Below are 18,959 nucleotides of genomic sequence, written 5' to 3'. Positions count from 1 at the left end.
CTGTTTATAATAATCATTTCTGATTTTGTAATTTTAATTTTCACCTAAAATCCCAAAATGATGCGATCATTCCTTTTTACTGTACTTGCCCTTTGCTCTTCAATTTCAATGGCTCAAGATTTGGTTTCTCCTTTCGAAAAATCCAATGGAACCGAAACAGCTACTTATCAAGAAGGAATAGCTTTCTATAAAGCACTTGCGCAAAAGTTCCCACAAATAGATATGCGAGAAATGAGCAAAACAGATAGCGGAGAGCCCTTGCATTTGGTAATTTTTAATAAATCTGAAAAATTTCCATTTAGTGAGCTACAGGATTCAGAAAAGCCTATTTTATTAATTAATAATGGAATTCACCCAGGAGAATCAGATGGAATTGATGCTTCAATTATGATGTTGAGAAATTGGGCACAAAATTTAAGTCAGCATTCATTTTTGGATAGCGTGATCGTAGCAGTGATTCCGTTCTATAATGTTGGTGGAGCATTAAATAGAAATAGCACAACTCGAACGAATCAAAATGGTCCGAAGTCCTATGGTTTTCGAGGAAATGCTCAGAATTACGATTTGAACAGGGACTTTATCAAAATGGATTCTAAAAATGCATTTGCCTTTGCAGAAATTTTCCATCAGCTTGACCCTGATGTTTTTATTGACACACATGTTACCAATGGTTCCGATCATCAGCATGTAGTGACGGTTCTAACTACTCAAAAGGATAAACTTGGTGGCGAGCTGGGTAAATATTTGGAAGAGGAATTCGAACCCATGATTTTCAAAATGATGGAAGACAAAGACAGAAATCCTATTGAATATGTAAATGTGCATGGTACGACACCAGAAAATGGTTGGAGTCAATTTTGGGATGCACCACGTTATTCAACAGGATATACTACATTATTTCAGACTTTTGGTTTTATGACTGAAGACCATATGTGGAAAGACTATAAAACTAGAGTTGAAAATATATACGATTTTTTAAGTATTGCTTCGAAACTTACTGCTAAAGAAGGAGCTAAAATTCAAAAATTAAAAGCACATGATCGAGATCAAATTCAGCAAGCAGATTCTCTACCCATTATGTGGAAAAACGATAAGGATCAATTTAAAATGATTACTTTGAATGGATATAAAACAAGCTATCCTGAAAGTGACTTGACAGGAAACCCACTATTAAAATATAACAGGGATGATACCTTTGAAAAAGAGGTTCCTTTTTACAACTATTATAAAGCAGAGAAGTCTGTAAAGGTTCCAAATTATTATGTAATTCCGCAAGCTTGGTTTGAAGTGATCAATAGGTTAAAAGCCAATGGAGTGAAGATGGATGCTTTGAAAAAGGATACGGTTTTATCGGTAGAGATCTATCATATTGAAGATTATAAAACGGTATCCAATCCATATGAAGGGCACTATGTGCATTACAATACAAAAGTGAAATCGTCAAATCAAAAAGTAGCACTAAGAAAAGGTGATTATTTGATTGATACTCGTCAAAAAGCAAGAAGATATTTAGTAGAAATTCTAGAGCCAGAGGCACAGGATTCTTTTTTCAACTGGAATTTTTTCGATAGCATTTTACAGCAAAAGGAAGGATTTTCTGGCTATGTATTCGAACAGAAGGCTGAAAATATATTATCGGATATGCCTGAAGAAGAGCAAAACGAATTTTCCAATAAGCAGGAGAATGACTCCTCTTTTGCATCCAGTAATTATGCTCAATTAGATTGGATTTTCAAACGATCAGAGCATTACGAAAAATCTCATAAAAGATACCCTGTATACAGGTTAATGGCAGAATGAAAAATATCTGGCAAAATCCTTTCTTTAAAGTCGGGCTCTCTACTCTTGCGGGAATGTTAACAGGATACTTTTTACATAATATTTCATTGTTCACCGGAATTGGGTTTGCGCTGGGTTTAGGCTATTTTTATATTAGTAAATCAAATGGCTAGTAGCAAGAGAACGTATATTGAATCCATTTCAATATTGGGCTTGAATGCTGGAGCATCTCAACAAGAGATAAAAGAATCATATCGAAATTTAGCTAAGCAATATCATCCTGATATTTATAAAATAGATGGTGGGGCAAAATTTAAGGAAATAAACTCTGCTTATCGATTTCTAAAAAGGTATCCTGATCCTCCAACGCAAGACGAAAATGAGTCTGTTCATTCTAATTCACAAAAAGATTATGAAAGGAGAAAGAGAGCGTATCATCAAAGGCAAAAATCTAAAAAAGCGAAAGCCCAAAAAGATGAGATGTTTAAGTGGTTGTTTGTAAGGTTGAAGCTTTTCGTTTTTATAATTCTAGTTTTTAATATACTTCTCTTGATTGATTTCTGCCTACCTAAAGTATCTGAACCAGTAAAAATCGATGAAATAGAAACGGTAAAAGCTTTTTCGCGATATGGATCAGGGACAACGAAACCAAATACTGATTACATTTATAGAGCGGAATTAAATAATGGGATGACTTTTAGGTTTGGAAAGGAAGAAATAGCAAAGATAGAAATTGATGATACACTTGTCTTAAAAAGAAGTATGATATTTAAGCAAGGAGACTTCTTAACAAATAATAAAAAAACCGTCACAATCTACAGTGAATATAGCGTTTTCAGAGTTTTTGGATTTTTGATACCCACAACAATTTTGATACTACTAGCTTATTTATACTACGTTAAAAATAATGAATATAGGTTAACAATATTTTTAATTGCAGCATTGATATTCTTGATTCAATTTGTTTTGCTTTTATAATAATATTTTTATCACAATATTTATACTTTTATAAAGTAAGAAACTGTGATTTGCGTTTAGGATTGGATGCATTTATGGTTTTTGGTTATTTAATGCAGATTAGCATAACCTTTTTTTAAAGGGAAATATTATGTCTAGAAGATTGCAAAAAAGAGTAAATGGAGGACTAGCCATTTATTTCGGTATTGGCAGCTTAATCACCACAGTAATATGCTTGGTAGCATTATTGGTTATGGCATACAAAACATTATTTCAAGGAGCTGAAAACACATGGGGAGTTTTTGCAATGGTGATATTTCTTATGGCTCTTTCTGGTACTTTGGCTTATGTACTTTTAAGGGTAGGTTATGAGGAAATTGAAAGCTAAGTATTATTTACGGGTCGGTCACTTAAATAATAATGCGCAGCATCTGACAGTTTATGATTGATTTTCTTTACAGGAATCATTGACAGTCGGAGTTAAAATACATTCCGTTTTTTGCTTATTCTTTTCTGGGAAAAGCCTTCTAAGAAAATCGCAGAACATCAATCTTGTCGTTAAGTAAATATTGAATCAGGCTCTAATGAAAGATGAGCTAACAGATTAACTTCTGTTTAGTGCTAAATCCCTTTTAATTTGTGTATAATCTAAAAAGTATATTAATCTAACACTCAAGTTTTGCTGGTGCATGGTAGATAGTACGTTTCTGAAATTATCTGAAAAATTCATATCCACACTTTGGTTTACTTCTTGAACGGCATCCTTCCATACGACATTTACAAAACTGCCAGGGGCAATTTGCCAGGAATAAACAGCGTCAATATTGAAGACATTAAAGTTTGTGTCATGCTTTTCGTAATTATCAGAAGTCAAATCTTTCCCTGAATAGGCGATAGGCTCAATGTCTCCTTGGGCATTTAAGTTAAAGTAATTAAAGTAATCTACTTTATTCCAATAATGTCGTAATCGGAAATTGAACCCCATTTTATTGTTGATAGTATAGTTGATTCCCAAAACATTGGACATCACATCAATATCCCTTTCTCCAAAGATAACTTGCGATACAGTTCCTTCATCATTTGTGAAATGCTCAGCAAACCCGATAGAACTAAACTGTTTGTTGAAATTAAAACCGTAATCAACAGAAAACTGATCATTTAATCGATATCGAGGAGAAATGTTCACCCAATAGTCAAACTGATCTCTATCTGGAGCATTCCAAACACCGACAGAAATATTACTCATAAGCGCCTTTCTACTGTCAGATGAATACCGGAAGTTGGTACTATAATTCCAGGTCCTGAAATATTTGGCACCCTGTACCCGAGGCTCAAAATAATCAAATGATTTAGCGGGACGGTAATTCAAATTCACAGAAAAAGTCTGAAAATCCTTTGTCTGGGCCCACCATTGATTCCAAAGAGAGAAATTTTGATATAACTTGGGCTCATATAGTTCACTGTAATCAGCTCCGGCCCATATTCTATATTGATTAAAAAGTGGAGTGGGTTGAAATTGATTATAGCCGATTGAAGCAAAATGAGATATCTCGTTGGGGTTTCGTAAAAATCCCATATCATTAGGATTGTAGCTATCACTTTCAACATTTCTCCCGACTTCAAACTGATATTTACCACTTATTTTTGCAAAGGATGCATTGTACTTGTAACCATCTTCTACAAATCCTTCGGGATTTTGTATGTTATTGTAGGCTCCAAAACCTTCAATTTGGTAAGTGTTGCTTTTATCTCTTAATCTAAAATCTGAACCGATTACATTAGCATTTTGACCTCCATCAAAACGCTGAACGTTTGTGTTAATCAAACTGATGTTGCTATTGTTTTTCAAGCTTTGATCGACTACCATAACATTGAAATTCGTAAGGTCATCAACTTGCTCCAATCTTTTGCCTTTGCTCTCTTTATCGTAGACTTCAGCAAATGTTCTATTGGTGACCGCATTGAAAAAGCCAATTCCTAATCCACTTTTTGTTCTGCCAGTAATTTTTGAAGCATTTAACAATGGTGCTTCGGAAGGTCTATTGATAAGGGAATCCGAAGCTTGCAGATCTACGGAACCGAATGACTGTCCAACTCTACGAGAATAGAACAAGCCCCCTTTATTAAACAGCTCAGTACCTTCTGTAAAAAAGGCTCTGTTTTCCGCATATTGAACTTCAAAAGGACCGAGGTTGTAAACTAGATTATCAGAAACAGTTTGGCCAAAATCTGGGATCAAAGTCATATCTAAGGTAAAACTTTCGGTTAAACCATATTTTAAATCCATACCGCCTGTAATGTCCATACCGCTTTCAGCACCTCTTTTATTGTAATAGGCAGTGATGTATGGAGAAACCGATAATCTTAATGGAGGTTTTATTCCCTTCAAACCTTTTAAAACACCTGATTGATTCACTAATCCATCAACAGAATTGTCCACATAATTCCAATAGGAAGTTTCGTTCTTGCTTTGGATTTTACGCATGAAATTAACATTCCAGTCTTGATTTTGATTTTTTGGAAAACGAATAGCAGAATATGGAATTTCCATTTCAACTTGCCAACCGTCTTGCGTTAGTTTTGCTTCGCTTTTCCAAACAGCATCCCAATTGTAATCACTTCGACCTCTATTGATAAATATATCAGTTTGAACACCAGCTGCGCTAACTTTTAGGTAAAATGCGTTTTGTCCGTTCTGGTATGTATCTAAAATGACACCAAATTGATCGGCATTTCTATTGTCATCATCTCTAATTCCCAGTTCTTGTCTGATTGGCTCACCACTAGTATCTACCATTCTGGCAGAAATGTAAATTCCGAAATCAGTATAAGCGGTTTTGATATAAGTTTTTTGATCTGATTTAGCTCCATTTTCTGGCACAAATGTGATGAAATTGGCTTCAGTTTCTGTGATATCTTGCCAAAAAGCATCCTCTAAATCACCATCAATGGAGGGTGTAAGTTTTTCCACAAATTGGGTCTCCATTTCCCGGAAAGCTTTTTTTTCTTTTTCTTTTGCTGAAATAGTTACACTTGAGAAAACTAGAAAAATGAAGATAACAGATAATTTTTTATACATCCTGTATGGCTACTTTATAGAATTATTAACCTGACACCCAATGTTAACACATTTTTGAAGAACAGGATGCCGGAATTACATCAATCCAAATTTAAATAGATAGACGGTATGTTACGCTGTGCAATAACTGAAAAGCATACAGGCCTAATGAATCTCAGTATTAGACAAAGTATAGGATTAAATAAACAAAAAATTAATGAATCATTTCGTTTTCAATGAAGACAGACGGTTGATTCAAGAAAACGAGTTCAATTTTTTTGTCCGCCTGCATTCTTCTATAGTTTAATACTTCTTCAATTAAGTTTTTGGACTGCCTTCCATTATAAATAGTCCAATAAACAATAATGAATAATTCAGTATCTTCACTGATCTTTTCACTGAAAGGCTTGCCTGATAAGTCTTTAAAATAGGGAGAAACATTTGACAACCTTAGTTCTCTCTGATATTTCTTAACCGATTTATCTTTAGGAGGATATTGATCAAACGTACCTTCATAATTCCATTTCCAATTATTATCTACTCTTTTTGTTGTGCAGTTTAGTTGATATGACAATAGACTATCAGATTGATCAAAAACCATTAATTGATGCCATTGGTATAAATCATGGGTGAGTCTTTTATTGTCACTTTCGTAACTATATATCTCATCACTATAATTTTTAGTATCCATTATGTAAAGTGACTCTTGTGGAATACCCCATTCTGATGCATAAGCTTTGATGGTTTCTAGGTTTCTCACTTCATCTGGAAGATATCCATATTTTTCTTCGGCATCGATTTTTCGTTGCTGAGCAGATTTACAGGAAGTAAGAAATAGAATGGTAAGGATGAGAAATGATAAGGTTGAGCTCTTCATTTTTATGGTTCTTTGAATTTATTTATAATTGAAAATTATGATGCAGAGAAAACTGCAATTGAGTTTTGCTAAAACCAAAGTTCAGGGTCTGCTCCATAATTCCTAATTGCACTCTTGTATTGTCTTTCCAAACATAGCCCAACCCCCCATAAAGTCTGTTTCTATCAAAATATTCAATGTTTTCCATTTTTTCTCCATTGATAAATACCTCATTATAAATAGGAATGTAAAACCCACCGGGAGCAAATTTTTTAGAGGTCAGCGGTATATTGATAAATAAAGCATAACGAAACCTGGTTCTGAAATCTTGTCCTTCTACAAAGCGTTGTTCATATCGAAAACGGTGATTCAGTGATGCTAAAGAAACATTTTGCTTCAACAAGGCCTCTTGATATATTCTGTTTTCAGCCACTGGGTTATTCGGTTCACCTACAGCTTGAGTGGTAATATTTCCATAACCAAAAGTGAAAGTGGCTGAACCATCCTTCAGATGATAGCGGACGCCAGTTCTCAATAGTAATTGCTCTAAATCACCAATGAAATTATGATTTCTGTATTGAGCTTCTGCATGAATTCCAAACTGGCTATCTTCAAATTCAAAGCCTCCGAAATACATATACCATGCTCCTAAATCAGGATCATCTTGAGCGAAAACTGTTGAAAAAGAAGACATAAAAAGCACTACAGTGACAATTCTAAAAATCATACTATTCAATTTGAAAAGTTAAAGTACTTGCAAAAATATAAGTAGGGCAGCTATTTGCAAGTGTTTTTCAACGAACGGAGTTGACATTAGTTTTAACGCGATACAATGATTTCGATGCTGTAATAAATAAATACTCAAAATTTTCACCTCCAAAACACACATTGGCCGTCCATTTTTCAGGGATGTCAATGTGTTGAAGAAAATGACCATCTCTATCATAAATATCGATCCCCTCGCCTGTCAGATATAAATTACCGTTAGCGTCTAAAGTCATGCCATCAGAGCCTTTTTCAATAAAAAGCGTTTTACTTTCCAGTTCGCCTTCAATATTGATTTTGTAGCGATAGGTTTTATGGGCTCCAATATCAGCCACAAACAATAAATTTTCTTTGGAATTTCCGACCACTCCATTGGCTTGCATTAAGGTGGAATCCAATAAAATAGGATTTCCATTTTTCAATAGAAAAATGGATTGCGGTCCAACCGTATCATGTTCGTTTACCCAATAGGGTCTTTGGTAAATTGGATCCGTAAAATATAGGTTTCCATTTTGATGCACCCAAACATCATTGGGGCCATTGAAATTGACTTCACCGGAAGGGTTTAAAACTATTTCCTTTTCACCATCCAAAGAATATTTCCACAGTTGATTTTTTCCATCGGCACAAGCCCAAAGGTTTTGTTTATCATCAATATACAAACCATTGGATCTCCCGGAACGATCAGAAAATATGCTCAAGTTTCCAGCGATGTCATATTTATAAATCCGATTATTCGGTTGGTCGGTAAAATAAAGATTTCCAACTTTATCTGATGTCGGGCCCTCGGTAAAACTAAAGCCATCAGATACTTTCTTGATTTCTGCATCATCAGAAATGGTTTTTTTTGATTGCTGATTACAAGAAATAGTTAAAAACACGAAAATTAATAAGAGAGGAATTTTCATATAATCCATCATTTTGTAACAATTTGCGTAATTTAATACTTTTAAAAGAAAGCAATAAGAATTCAATACAATAAGCAGATGAAAATATATTTCAATTCAATCATTACTATATTTATTTTAGTGCTCACAGCATGTGGACCCAACAATAAAAAGTCAGAAAAGAAATCTGAAACTCTTGAACAAAAAGCGGAAGTTCAAAAAGAGATCCAAAAGAATACTATCATTTTCTTTGGAAATAGTTTGACAGCAGGATATGGAGTAGAGGCTGAAGAAGCTTTTCCAGGTTTAATCCAGAAAAGGTTGGATTCTTTGGATTATGACTATAATATTATCAATGCTGGAGTAAGTGGGGAAACCACTGCCAGTGGCCTATCCCGTGTGGAGTGGGTTGTAAAACGTCAGCCAGTCGAAATATTCGTTTTGGAATTAGGTGGAAATGATGGCTTAAGAGGAATTAAACCTGAGGAAACGAATAAAAACCTTCGTGCGATAATTGATAAAGTAAGAGCAATTCACCCTGAAATAAAGGTTTTGCTGGCTGGCATGATGGTTCCACCCAATATGGGACAAGCCTATGCAGAAGAGTTTCAAAAGGTATTTCCTAAAATAGCTGAAGATAAAGAGGTGAACCTTATTCCTTTTCTATTGAAAGATGTAGGTGGAGAAGCAGATTTAAACCAGCCAGATGGAATTCACCCAACACCTGAAGGCCATAAAATTGTAGCCAAAACGATTTGGAAGTATTTGGAGCCTTTGATTTAAGTCATTATCAAAGCCATCAAAACGGAGACAACCATTAAGAAAACGAGCATAACAATAATGCTTATAAGCCGAGACTTTCTTTTTCTTTTGGATCGGAAGTTTTGAATTTCATTGAAGTCAAAATTACCACGACTCCTTTTTACTCCCATCTTCTGTGAAGAATAAGGGTTGCTATTCATTGATTTTCGCTTATTTCTTAAAGCACGGTTTTGCTTAAATGAGTCACTAGCCTGCCTACTAAATCCAATTCCACCAGTCATTGTCTTTTATTTTAAAAGGTCTCTATTTACTAATATAGGGATTCTTAAGAATAATAGCCGGCTTAAAGCTTCTTAAAAATGTTAATTAAAAACATTAAAGACCGCAATTCTGAATTAATTGCTACGTTCTAATGCCCGATAGAATGAAATTTCTTATTTTCGCCTCTACTATAAAAAATCAATTATTTATGATGTCATACCAAAAGATTAACAACATCAGTGGTTGGATTATTTTCTTAATCGCTTCTGCCGTTTATATCTTCACTTTAGAGCCGGTTGCCAGCTTTTGGGACTGTGCAGAATTTATAGCCAGTGCTTATAAATTACAAGTTCCGCATCCTGCTGGTGCCCCAATGTTTCTTTTGATTGGGAGAATGTTCTCCATGTTTGCAAGCAGTGATGTGGAATCAGTTGGTTTTGCGGTAAACTTGGTATCTGCTTTAAGTAGTGGGTTTACCATTCTTTTTATGTACTGGTCCATAAATATATTATCCCATAAAATAATGAAGATAAAAGTGGGCGAGGCCAACACTGGGCAAATGATCAAAATTTTTGCTGCAGGTGCTATTGGAAGTTTAGCGTTTACTTTTTCGGATTCTTTTTGGTGGTCTGCTGTAGAAGCAGAAGTTTATGCCATGTCTTCATTCTTAATTGCCTTAGTTTTTTGGGCCATGTTGAAATGGGATTTAATTGAAGATGAGTCTGCAGAAAATAGATGGCTAATTTTAATTGCCTATATCATTGGAATCTCCATCGGGGTTCACTTATTGAACATAGTCGCGCTTCCTGCTTTAGGTTTGATTTACTATTTCAAAAAGTATAAAAATGTAACCTTCAAGGGAATCTTTTTTGCACTACTTATCAGTAGCGCTATCCTGATCGTGATTTGGCAGTTTATTATTTTAGGTGTACCTAACTTAATTGGTAAGTTTGAGATTTTCTTTATTAATTCTATCGGACTACCTTTTGGTTCTGGAGCTTTAATTTTTGCGTTACTTTTAATTGGCGGACTTTCTTATGGTATATACTATGCTATAAAAAACGAGAAAGTTACCCTTCATACCTTCTTATTGGCGTTTACATTTATTTTGATTGGCTATTCGTCTTACTTTATAGTATTAATCAGATCGAACTACAATCCTCCAATTGATCAAAATAATCCCGAAAATGTAATGACCTTATTGTCTTATTTAAATAGAGATCAATATGGGTCAAGACCTTTAGTTCATGGACAATATTTTGATGCAGAGGTTGTTTCGCAAGACCGAGGTGATGCCGTCTATAGCAAAGGAGAGGAAGAATATGAAGTAACGGATTACAAAATCACGACACAACATGACCCTAGTAGGACGACTATTTTTCCTAGAATGTACAGTGGAGCACCGGGCCATGCAGAGGAATACAGAAGGTGGACGGGCTTACGTCAAAATGAAAAACCAAATTTTGCAGATAACATAAAATTTTTATTCCGCTACCAGCTTGGACATATGTATTTCCGTTATTTAATGTGGAATTTTGCTGGCAGAGAAAGTGACATTGAAGGGGCGGGTTGGAAAACCATGTTTCAGGATACTAGCGAAATGCCTGATATCATGAAAGAAAACAAGGCGCGTAATAATTTCTATATGCTGCCTTTCATTTTAGGTTTAATTGGAATTTTCTTTCAGTATAGAAAAGATGTAAAAGGATTCAGTGTAGTAGGGCTTTTCTTTTTCTTAACGGGAATTGCACTAATTCTTTATCTGAATTCACCGGCTACTGAACCTAGAGAAAGAGATTATATTTATGCCGGTTCGTATTATGCTTTTGCTTTTTGGATAGGCTTTGGAGTATTGGCCGTTGCATCTTTATTGGAAAGAGCTATCAAAAACCCTAAAGTTGCGGGCGCAGTAGCCGGAGTTGTTTGTTTGATCGTTCCTGGCATTATGGCTTCTGAAGGTTGGGATGACCATGACAGATCAGACCGGTATTTTTCAGTTGATGCAGCTAGGAATTATTTAGCTTCCTGTGAGCCAAATGCAATTTTGTTTACTGGCGGTGATAATGATACTTTCCCCCTTTGGTTTGTTCAAGAAGTAGAAGGTTTCAGGACTGATGTCCGGGTTATTGTATTGAGCTACTTCAATACAGACTGGTACATTAATCAAATGCGTCAAAATGCTTATGATTCTGAGCCTTTGCCAATAACACTTAGTGAGGAGCAAGTGGCACAAGGAGGCAAGAATGATTTCTTACCTTATATGGCAAATGCAGGAATTAAAGGAGCTATTCCAATTGACCGATATCTAAGTTTAATCCGAAGCAACAATAAAAGTTTAGAGGTGCCAACATCTGTGGGAAGCTATAATATGTTGCCGTCTAAGCAATTGAGCTTAAAGGTGGACTCTGCTCATGTCAGAAGTTTAGGAATAATCCCAGATGATAAGGCAAATATGATGGTGGATAGAATGGTGTGGAATGTGAAAGGTAATGGGTTGGAGAAAAAGGACCTTATGATTTTGGATATCATGAATGAAAATAATTGGGAAAGACCAATTTACTTCAATACTACCTCCTTGAATGGCATCAAAATGGATCTTCGTAAATACGTGGTACAAGAAGGACTGACTTATAGGTTATTGCCGATAGAAAGAGATGATGTGCAATCCGAATTTGTGAATACTGAGGTGATGTACAATAATTTGATGAACGATTTCCATTTCACAAATACAACAGATCCTGATGTTTATTACAATGAAAATTACAGAAACTTCTTTTTAAATCATCGGTCTGTTTATACGGCTTTGGCTAAATCATTGGTGGCTGAAGGCGATGAAAAAAGAGCGCTTGAAGTAGTTGATTTTATTATTAAAAAGGTTCCAAATGAGGTTGTACCTTTTGATATGACCGCCTTAGATTATATTCAAGTTTACTTGGCTACTGGGAATGAAGAAAAAGCCAATGAAATAATCAATATTTTATGGGAGCAAAACTTTGAACAGTTCCAGTATCTTGTGAACAATGAATTAATATATATGGGCCGAGAAAGACAAATTAGCTTTGCCATTTTAAGTCAGATAGTTCAAATTATGAGACAATATGGAATGAATGAACAAGCTATAGAATATCAAGATCAATTAAGGGTACTTTACGAGAGGATGTAAGGCTTTATGAAGACGGATAAAAATAGCTCACAAATATTTGTGGGCTATTTTTTTGACTTATTTATTTTATAAAAAGCAGATTATTAGCTTTTCCCAAATTAGATTAAGAATTTTGCGATTCAATTTCTAGACTATGGCAGGATTTCAAAAAAGACCTAAACTAAACGATAAAGATTATATTTTCGGCACCCGTGCTATCCTTGAGGCTATTCATGCTGGTAAGGAGATGGATAATATTTATATTGATAAAGAAGTCCGAAATGAATTGGTAGGTGAGCTGATGGATTTGTGCAAAGAACAAAAAGTACCTTTCACAAAAGTGCCAATTGAAAAGTTGAATCGTATCACGATGAAAAACCATCAAGGTGTAATAGCCATGGTTTCTGCAGTGAGCTACGCCTCTTTAGACAATGTCATTAACGAAGCATATGCAAAAGGGAAAGACCCATTGATTTTGATTTTGGATAGAGTGACAGATGTACGGAATTTTGGAGCGATTGCTCGATCAGCGGAATGTGCGGGAGTAGATGCCATAGTAATTCCATTTAAAGGAAGTGCGCAAATCAATTCTGATGCGGTAAAGACTTCAGCAGGGGCTTTGCATTATATCCCGATTTGTAGGGAAAACAGTTTGAAAAACACCGTGCAGTACTTGCAAAAAAGTGGACTACAGGTAGTTGCATGCACCGAAAAAGGGACTGATTTAATTTATGATACACCAATGAATCAGCCTTTAGCTATTGTTCTTGGTTCAGAAGAGGATGGGATCAGCAATGATTTAATAAGAACCGCTGATTTTCTGGCTAAAATCCCTATGAGCGGTAAAATAGCCTCCCTTAATGTTTCTGTTTCTTGTGCCATCGCAGTATTTGAAGCAGTCAGACAAAGGAGTGCAATTAATGATTAATAATTGATGAATAAAGTCAATGATTAAATTTTTATTTAATTGAATAATGATCAAGCTTTAATAGAGAATAATGATTCTATCTGAAGCCCAATATATCTAACCATCAATTATTAATTTGTAATTTCTAATTAATCTAGTTGTCTTTCATCTTGATTTTTATAGTGGGCTTATCTAGCTTGTCCTTATTTCCAGTTTCGGTTTGCGACTTGGGCTCTGGTAATTGAAGTTGTTCGTCCAATATCTCTTCTGTAATCATGCGGTTATTGATTTGGCTGGCATAGCTTCTTCCTTTTTTCTCACCATAATCTACAAATGACTTTCCAGCCCATTCATGAGCTAAAAACAAATCTCCCAATATCTCATATCCGATCGCAATATTATATGCCATTCTTCCACTTGCTTTGGTATCAGAGGCATTTTTTAAACCTGCCTTCCATGTTTCTATAGCCGACTCCCATTGATTAACGCTGGCTTGTCTAGCCCCTTTGCTTAGATAGGAATTCTTTTTAGGTTTTGTATAATAGCTTCTGGATATTCTAACGGGCATAGGAGCAATTTTACTAGCATAGGTATTGCCAACGGATTGAGCTAAGTATTTAGTGGCTTGCGACTTACTAACTAATTGAGCTAATGCCTCTTTCAAGCTAGTAGCAGAAGCCTCCCAAGTTTTATTTTGAGTATATATATCTTGATCTATTACGGTTCTGTTTTTTGCATCATACAATCGAACACCAATTCTAGTATTTCCAACCCCTTCAGCAAAAAATTCTGTATATTCTTCTTCTACTTTTTTGCCATCAGCATCTTCCACAGTTCTGGTGTTTTTCCTTTTGCCGTTGGTAATGATAAAGTTGCTGTCAAAGATTTCAATAGCCAATAAGGCATCAGTATTATATTTTCTAGTCAACTGATCAACTTGCCTCCAATCCAATGGATCAGGAAATGAGCCTAAAATATTTTGACCTCTTAGTTTTTCGGATGCCAAGACCACATCAAAACGAGGGGAAACCCTTAAACTATTCTGTAAACTAGAGAACATAGCCATTACTCCATCTTGATCCTCATTTATTCCTTCACCCGTAATAATTCCCTCAATTACACCTATGGCATCTCGTTCATAAGCAGTTCGGTCCACTAAGGTAATCGATTGGATTTCATTGGGTATATTAATATCAGCAGGCCTTAAGGTGTTAATGGAAACTGACTTCATGCAAGATGAAAACCCAATCGCTACTAAAGTCATGAAAATGGAATACTTCCTCATAAAAATTGATTTTATTTCAACAAATCTCCGTTGAACAGAATAAATTTAATCAAATCCCTATAAATTAGCTTTATGTCTGTCAAAAATTTCTTTGCTCCCGAAGAGGTACCTATTCAAAGAGTGCAGTTTGCCGGATTAATATTTGATATCTTGCGATTAGATAAAATACATCGTGGTGCCTCTGGTAATAAATTTTTTAAACTCAAGTATAATTTCTTAGAAGCGGAGCTAAAAGGCTTCAAAAACATATTAACATTTGGTGGTGCTTTTTCAAATCATGTTGTAGCAACTGCTATATCTGCTAAAGCTTGTGGTTTTGAATCGATCGGTGTAATTCGAGGTGAGGAGGTAAGCAATCCCACCTTAAATCTTGCCAAAAAATATGGAATGGAACTCCACTTTATCAACCGAGAGGAATATAGAAACAAAGACAATCCGGATTTCACCAGCATGTTAAAGACTCGGTTTAATGAGCCGTACATAATTCCAGAAGGTGGTACAAATGATAAAGCGATTGTAGGCACAGCAGAAATACATGATTTTATTCCGAAGCATTATAATTTAATAAGTGCCTGTTTTGGTACAGGTGGGACCTTGGCGGGTTTAATACAGGGAAAATCAGAGCATCAAAAAGTATTAGGCATTTCAGTGCTAAAAGGGGATTGGGTCAAGGAGGAACTGAGCAATTTAACAAATAATAATAGACATGATTGGGAGTTGATGACTCAATATCACTTTGGGGGCTATGCCAAATGGAAGCCAGAATTAGTTGATTTTATTACTGAGTTTTATGAGAAAACGGCTGTACCCCTTGATCCAATTTATACGGGCAAAATGATGTACGGATTAATGATGGAGTGGAAGAAAGATAATATTTCTTCTGATGACCATATTTTAGCTGTCCACTCAGGAGGACTGCAGGGAATTGCGGGTTTTAATGAACGCTTTGGTTTTGACCTTTCTTCAAGGTAAAACAATTACAATAGAATGGGAGTAAAGGGCTGGTGTTTAAACCAAGCCCTTTTGTTGATAAGTTAAGAATCAAGCCAAGACTCGGCTTTCGTTCTATCATTAAAATTTTTCTTAGGCATACCGGATTCATTCGAAACACCGTCCAATTGCATACTTGCTACATTTTCACCATGCAGTTCTGCTACTTTTTTGACACCAGCTTTTACTATTTTTTCCTGCGCTTTGGAATGAACATCTCTCACATCTCCAGGATGGATAGTCATATCAGTAGCATCCGTTAATAATGTAAAGCCTTTTGATAATTTATTAATAGCCTCATTCCAATCCTGTAGGTAACCAGGAATGTCTTCTTTGTTTCTCCAAAAGCCATTGATTTTTAAGAAAGCTCTGTTTTTTGTGATATCTACTTTTAAAGAATATTGCTCGTTTTTTGCAATCGTTATCATATCAAAATTTTTGTTTCAAACTTGTATCCGATAAAATCTTAATTTTGTTTTGTGCTATGGCTCGTTTTCGATAATTATCAGATTTAACCGGATAAGTAATTGTATTATATTAATTTCTTTTTGATTTGCTTTGGGATACTCTTTTTGTTTGGCTATATCAAGCCTTGGTGGGTATTGTGGTGGAATGACGCACCAAACCGACTGAAGGTGCTTAAGTACTACGGTGCCCCCTTGCTAATTGTCTTAATTTTGAAGTTTATTTTTAGTTAAACATGCCAATTATGAATGATGAGAGATGAATTATGAATGGAGGGGTTTCTGTTTTATGGTTAAAATTGAGCTTTTAATTATTCTCAAAAGTTCATTGGCATTTTCAAAAATGCTTTGAAATTCTTCTTCATAATTATATTCGGTCTCTTTTAGTAATTCAAGCCAATAAACCGTTTCATTACATTCTTTTTGTGCTATTGCTAATTTATGAATGAAGTCTTTTTTACTTTCTGCATTTTGAGCTTCACGAATTAATGCTCCTACAGCGGTTCCACTTCTTAAAATTGCTTACTTAATACATACTCTTGTTTTCTTTTAGCCAAATATTGAAAAAGCTTTACAATCCTGACAGCAAAGGAGAAGGATTTGACAAGAAGGATATTCTCTTTTTTATTATTCATAATTGATAACTCATAATTCATAACTTATCACAAGCCAACAACCCCTTCCCCTCATCCTTCAAAGTGGTAGCAAATATATAACTATCCCCTCCATCTTTTAAGCCAAGCTTTTTCTTGAGCTGAGCAATGGGCATAGGAAAATTGCGGGTGCTCAAATTGGCTTTCATTTCAGGCAACAATTTTTTCAATTCTTTTTTTTGTACCGGAATTGAATGTAGAATTTTAAAGACTCTGCCCGGAAAATCTTCAACCAGAATATCAGAAGTGAAAAGCTGTGTGTTCGGGTGTAATTTTGAAATTCCATACCGGGCTGCCAATTGTCTAAAAAGGCCTGCTTTCATAATGGCAGGAGATGGTTCGTATAAGTATTGTTCAGGTAATTCGAAACTAATCTTGTTCTCAGTTTCCTTCAATTTATCTCCAGTAAATGTGAATATGGGTTGTCCTACAGCGGATATTTGTACAGCATGAATTTTCGGGTACTCAACAGACTCTTTACTCAATAGATAAAGGAGCTCTTTTACCTCATTTTGCCATTCTATGATGTAAACTTCTTTTACTTTATTCCCCAATTCTGCAATAGCCCTGCTGATATCTTGCATTGGAGCCGCTTTCACTAGTATATTTTCTGATTTCTCAAAAAGCAAAGGCAAAAGCTCTACTAAGTTTGGACTGCAGTCTTCCCATAAAAAAACTTTCTGGTTACGATCTCCTCTTCTGGCGGGATCCAGATAAATCCAATCAAGACGGTGTGAAATGGAGGAGAGAAATTCCTCTGAACTTGTATTGTGAATAGAAATGTTAGTCCCTAATTCATGAAAATTATAATCAGCTAACTCACATAAGTTTTGCTGCTGTTCAACGTAATGCCTTTCTGCAAAATTTTGGGATAGATAATAGGTGTCAATTCCAAACCCACCCGTTAAATCCGCAAAACTACTTCCTGATACTAAGCGGCTTTTAAATTTTGCGGTAGCCTCAGAGCTGCATTGCTCTAAAGACAGCTTGGGTGGGAACCAGACTTTCTTTGCATGAAATTCAGGCAATTTAGTTTTAGCTTTTTGTCTGGCGGCAATCTGTGAAGCCAGCTCTTTTAAAGGTAAATCAGGAAATTGCTTTTGCTTTAAAACCAAATGAGCAGGGTCATCCTGCTCATGGTCTTTTATGAATTTCCAGTATTCTTCGTTTTTAACGTTCAATTCCATAAGGATGAACTAAACTGTGCTCAATCATATATTCTGCAATTTGTACAGCATTTGTTGCCGCGCCTTTTCGTAAGTTATCTGCTACTATCCACATGTTCAATGTATTTGCAGCCGATTCGTCCCTTCTGATTCTACCTACAAAAACTTGATCTTTTCCATGTGCATTCAATGGCAATGGATAAATATTGTTTTTTGGGTCATCCTGTAAAACCACCCCTGGTGTATTGGCTAAAATTTCTTTTATTTCAGCAACATCAAAATCTCTTTCAAATGTAACATTGACTGATTCAGAATGACCGCCCATCACTGGCAAACGAACGCAAGTCGCAGAAAGCCCTATGGAATTATCACCAAAGATTTTCTTGGTTTCGTTGACCATTTTCATTTCCTCTTTGGTGTAATCATTTTCCAAAAACACATCGATATGAGGCAATGCATTCATATCTATAGGATGTGGATAAACCTTTTCTCCTTCTCTTCCAGCCCTTTCATCCATCAACTGGTCTACTGCTGCTTTCCCAGTTCCTGTTACAGATTGATAAGTAGAAACCACAATGCGTTGCATTTTATATTTTTTATGCAAAGGAGCTAATGCCATCACCATCTGAATGGTAGAACAATTCGGATTGGCAATTATTCGGTGGTCAATTTTCAATTCATGACCATTGATTTCGGGTACGATCAATTTTATGCGGTCATTCATTCTGAAAGCAGAGCTGTTGTCAATGACTACTGTTCCGATTTCCTCAAATTTAGGAGCCCATTCCAGAGAAGTGCCTCCGCCTGCAGAAAACAAAGCTAAATCAGGTTTGGCTTTCACGGCTTCTTCCAAGGTGATAACGGTATATTCTTTACCCTTGAAGACCATCTTCTTGCCTGCAGATCGCGCAGAAGCAACTAAAAGTAATTCATCAAATTGGACGTTTCTTTCATCCAAAACCTTTAACATTTCACCACCTACCAATCCAGTGGCACCTACAACAGCTATTTTCATTTTCACAAATAT

At 35.5% G+C, this 18,959-nt stretch carries 16 protein-coding genes; 7 read left to right on the top strand and 9 right to left on the bottom strand.

Going from position 1 to position 18,959, the window contains the following annotated elements; genetic code table 11:
* Positions 1–57 precede the first annotated feature (57 nt).
* From Q3Y49_RS05455 to Q3Y49_RS05445, 3 genes are all read left to right on the top strand, one after another.
* On the top strand, positions 58–1,800 hold the full coding sequence (locus Q3Y49_RS05455; protein ID WP_303271275.1) for a M14 family metallopeptidase: 1,743 nt from the start codon (positions 58–60) through the stop codon (positions 1,798–1,800).
* Between the two features lie 144 nt (positions 1,801–1,944).
* The gene (locus tag Q3Y49_RS05450) at positions 1,945–2,757 is read left to right on the top strand and encodes a J domain-containing protein (RefSeq protein ID WP_303271274.1); all 813 of its coding nucleotides are present in this window, start codon (positions 1,945–1,947) and stop codon (positions 2,755–2,757) included.
* Positions 2,758–2,887: 130 nt separating this feature from the next.
* Positions 2,888–3,124 carry a hypothetical protein gene (locus Q3Y49_RS05445; protein WP_303271273.1) on the top strand — a complete coding sequence of 79 codons (237 nt, stop codon included), beginning with the start codon at positions 2,888–2,890 and terminating at the stop codon, positions 3,122–3,124.
* Positions 3,125–3,340: 216 nt separating this feature from the next.
* On the opposite strand, the gene Q3Y49_RS05440 is transcribed toward Q3Y49_RS05445, so the two are convergent.
* The 4 genes from Q3Y49_RS05440 to Q3Y49_RS05425 form a co-directional block, all read right to left on the bottom strand.
* Positions 3,341–5,815: a DUF5916 domain-containing protein gene (locus Q3Y49_RS05440; protein ID WP_303271272.1), complete on the bottom strand. Its 2,475-nt coding sequence runs from the start codon at positions 5,813–5,815 to the stop codon at positions 3,341–3,343.
* 193 nt (positions 5,816–6,008) lie between these two features.
* On the bottom strand, positions 6,009–6,671 hold the full coding sequence (locus tag Q3Y49_RS05435) for a hypothetical protein (RefSeq protein WP_303271271.1): 663 nt from the start codon (positions 6,669–6,671) through the stop codon (positions 6,009–6,011).
* A gap of 22 nt (positions 6,672–6,693) precedes the next feature.
* A complete protein-coding gene (locus Q3Y49_RS05430) occupies positions 6,694–7,377 on the bottom strand; it encodes a DUF2490 domain-containing protein (RefSeq protein ID WP_303271270.1) in 684 nt (227 codons plus the stop codon).
* A 67-nt stretch (positions 7,378–7,444) separates the two neighbouring features.
* A complete protein-coding gene (locus Q3Y49_RS05425; RefSeq protein ID WP_303271269.1) occupies positions 7,445–8,323 on the bottom strand; it encodes an SMP-30/gluconolactonase/LRE family protein in 879 nt (292 codons plus the stop codon).
* 78 nt (positions 8,324–8,401) lie between these two features.
* Between Q3Y49_RS05425 and Q3Y49_RS05420 the strand changes: the two genes are divergently transcribed.
* From Q3Y49_RS05420 to rlmB, 3 genes are all read left to right on the top strand, one after another.
* Complete coding sequence (locus Q3Y49_RS05420) at positions 8,402–9,085, top strand: arylesterase (RefSeq protein ID WP_303271268.1); 684 nt, start codon at positions 8,402–8,404, stop codon at positions 9,083–9,085.
* A 448-nt stretch (positions 9,086–9,533) separates the two neighbouring features.
* Positions 9,534–12,488 (top strand): glycosyltransferase family 117 protein, encoded by a 2,955-nt coding sequence (locus tag Q3Y49_RS05415; RefSeq protein WP_303271267.1) that lies wholly within the window; start codon positions 9,534–9,536, stop codon positions 12,486–12,488.
* 133 nt (positions 12,489–12,621) lie between these two features.
* On the top strand, positions 12,622–13,395 hold the full coding sequence (gene rlmB / locus Q3Y49_RS05410; RefSeq protein WP_303271266.1) for a 23S rRNA (guanosine(2251)-2'-O)-methyltransferase RlmB: 774 nt from the start codon (positions 12,622–12,624) through the stop codon (positions 13,393–13,395).
* Positions 13,396–13,528: 133 nt separating this feature from the next.
* Here rlmB and Q3Y49_RS05405 read toward each other — a convergent pair whose 3' ends face one another.
* Entirely contained in the window at positions 13,529–14,659 is a 1,131-nt protein-coding gene (locus Q3Y49_RS05405) for a DUF6340 family protein (RefSeq protein WP_303271265.1), read from the bottom strand.
* A gap of 72 nt (positions 14,660–14,731) precedes the next feature.
* Between Q3Y49_RS05405 and Q3Y49_RS05400 the strand changes: the two genes are divergently transcribed.
* Positions 14,732–15,631, top strand: coding sequence for a 1-aminocyclopropane-1-carboxylate deaminase/D-cysteine desulfhydrase (locus Q3Y49_RS05400; RefSeq protein ID WP_303271264.1), 900 nt, complete (start codon positions 14,732–14,734; stop codon positions 15,629–15,631).
* 62 nt (positions 15,632–15,693) lie between these two features.
* Here the strand turns inward: Q3Y49_RS05400 and Q3Y49_RS05395 are convergent, their stop codons facing one another.
* The 4 genes from Q3Y49_RS05395 to Q3Y49_RS05380 all read right to left on the bottom strand — a co-directional run bounded on the left by Q3Y49_RS05395 (position 15,694) and on the right by Q3Y49_RS05380 (position 18,947).
* Positions 15,694–16,077: a hypothetical protein gene (locus tag Q3Y49_RS05395; RefSeq protein WP_303271263.1), complete on the bottom strand. Its 384-nt coding sequence runs from the start codon at positions 16,075–16,077 to the stop codon at positions 15,694–15,696.
* Between the two features lie 300 nt (positions 16,078–16,377).
* Positions 16,378–16,599, bottom strand: a complete 222-nt coding sequence (locus Q3Y49_RS18720; protein WP_367892474.1) for a four helix bundle protein — start codon at positions 16,597–16,599, stop codon at positions 16,378–16,380.
* 166 nt (positions 16,600–16,765) lie between these two features.
* Positions 16,766–17,953: a THUMP-like domain-containing protein gene (locus tag Q3Y49_RS05385; protein WP_303271262.1), complete on the bottom strand. Its 1,188-nt coding sequence runs from the start codon at positions 17,951–17,953 to the stop codon at positions 16,766–16,768.
* A complete protein-coding gene (locus Q3Y49_RS05380; RefSeq protein WP_303271261.1) occupies positions 17,937–18,947 on the bottom strand; it encodes an aspartate-semialdehyde dehydrogenase in 1,011 nt (336 codons plus the stop codon). Before Q3Y49_RS05380 ends, Q3Y49_RS05385 begins: the two co-directional genes overlap by 17 nt.
* Positions 18,948–18,959 lie beyond the last annotated feature (12 nt).

The sequence above is a fragment of the Marivirga harenae genome, from assembly GCF_030534335.1.
GTDB classification, from domain to species: domain Bacteria; phylum Bacteroidota; class Bacteroidia; order Cytophagales; family Cyclobacteriaceae; genus Marivirga; species Marivirga harenae.
This window is presented reverse-complemented; position numbering and strand designations above follow the sequence as displayed.

What these genes read in the sequence shown, in the direction of transcription:
- Q3Y49_RS05385 (WP_303271262.1), bottom strand. Translation starts at nt 17,953, where the DNA reads ATGGAATTGAACGTTAAAAACGAAGAATACTGGAAATTCATAAAAGAC.
- rlmB (WP_303271266.1), top strand. Translation starts at nt 12,622, where the DNA reads ATGGCAGGATTTCAAAAAAGACCTAAACTAAACGATAAAGATTATATT.
- Q3Y49_RS05395 (WP_303271263.1), bottom strand. Translation starts at nt 16,077, where the DNA reads ATGATAACGATTGCAAAAAACGAGCAATATTCTTTAAAAGTAGATATC.
- Q3Y49_RS05440 (WP_303271272.1), bottom strand. Translation starts at nt 5,815, where the DNA reads ATGTATAAAAAATTATCTGTTATCTTCATTTTTCTAGTTTTCTCAAGT.
- Q3Y49_RS05415 (WP_303271267.1), top strand. Translation starts at nt 9,534, where the DNA reads ATGATGTCATACCAAAAGATTAACAACATCAGTGGTTGGATTATTTTC.
- Q3Y49_RS05430 (WP_303271270.1), bottom strand. Translation starts at nt 7,377, where the DNA reads ATGATTTTTAGAATTGTCACTGTAGTGCTTTTTATGTCTTCTTTTTCA.
- Q3Y49_RS05435 (WP_303271271.1), bottom strand. Translation starts at nt 6,671, where the DNA reads ATGAAGAGCTCAACCTTATCATTTCTCATCCTTACCATTCTATTTCTT.
- Q3Y49_RS05400 (WP_303271264.1), top strand. Translation starts at nt 14,732, where the DNA reads ATGTCTGTCAAAAATTTCTTTGCTCCCGAAGAGGTACCTATTCAAAGA.
- Q3Y49_RS05420 (WP_303271268.1), top strand. Translation starts at nt 8,402, where the DNA reads ATGAAAATATATTTCAATTCAATCATTACTATATTTATTTTAGTGCTC.
- Q3Y49_RS05405 (WP_303271265.1), bottom strand. Translation starts at nt 14,659, where the DNA reads ATGAGGAAGTATTCCATTTTCATGACTTTAGTAGCGATTGGGTTTTCA.
- Q3Y49_RS05445 (WP_303271273.1), top strand. Translation starts at nt 2,888, where the DNA reads ATGTCTAGAAGATTGCAAAAAAGAGTAAATGGAGGACTAGCCATTTAT.
- Q3Y49_RS05455 (WP_303271275.1), top strand. Translation starts at nt 58, where the DNA reads ATGATGCGATCATTCCTTTTTACTGTACTTGCCCTTTGCTCTTCAATT.
- Q3Y49_RS05425 (WP_303271269.1), bottom strand. Translation starts at nt 8,323, where the DNA reads ATGAAAATTCCTCTCTTATTAATTTTCGTGTTTTTAACTATTTCTTGT.
- Q3Y49_RS05380 (WP_303271261.1), bottom strand. Translation starts at nt 18,947, where the DNA reads ATGAAAATAGCTGTTGTAGGTGCCACTGGATTGGTAGGTGGTGAAATG.
- Q3Y49_RS05450 (WP_303271274.1), top strand. Translation starts at nt 1,945, where the DNA reads ATGGCTAGTAGCAAGAGAACGTATATTGAATCCATTTCAATATTGGGC.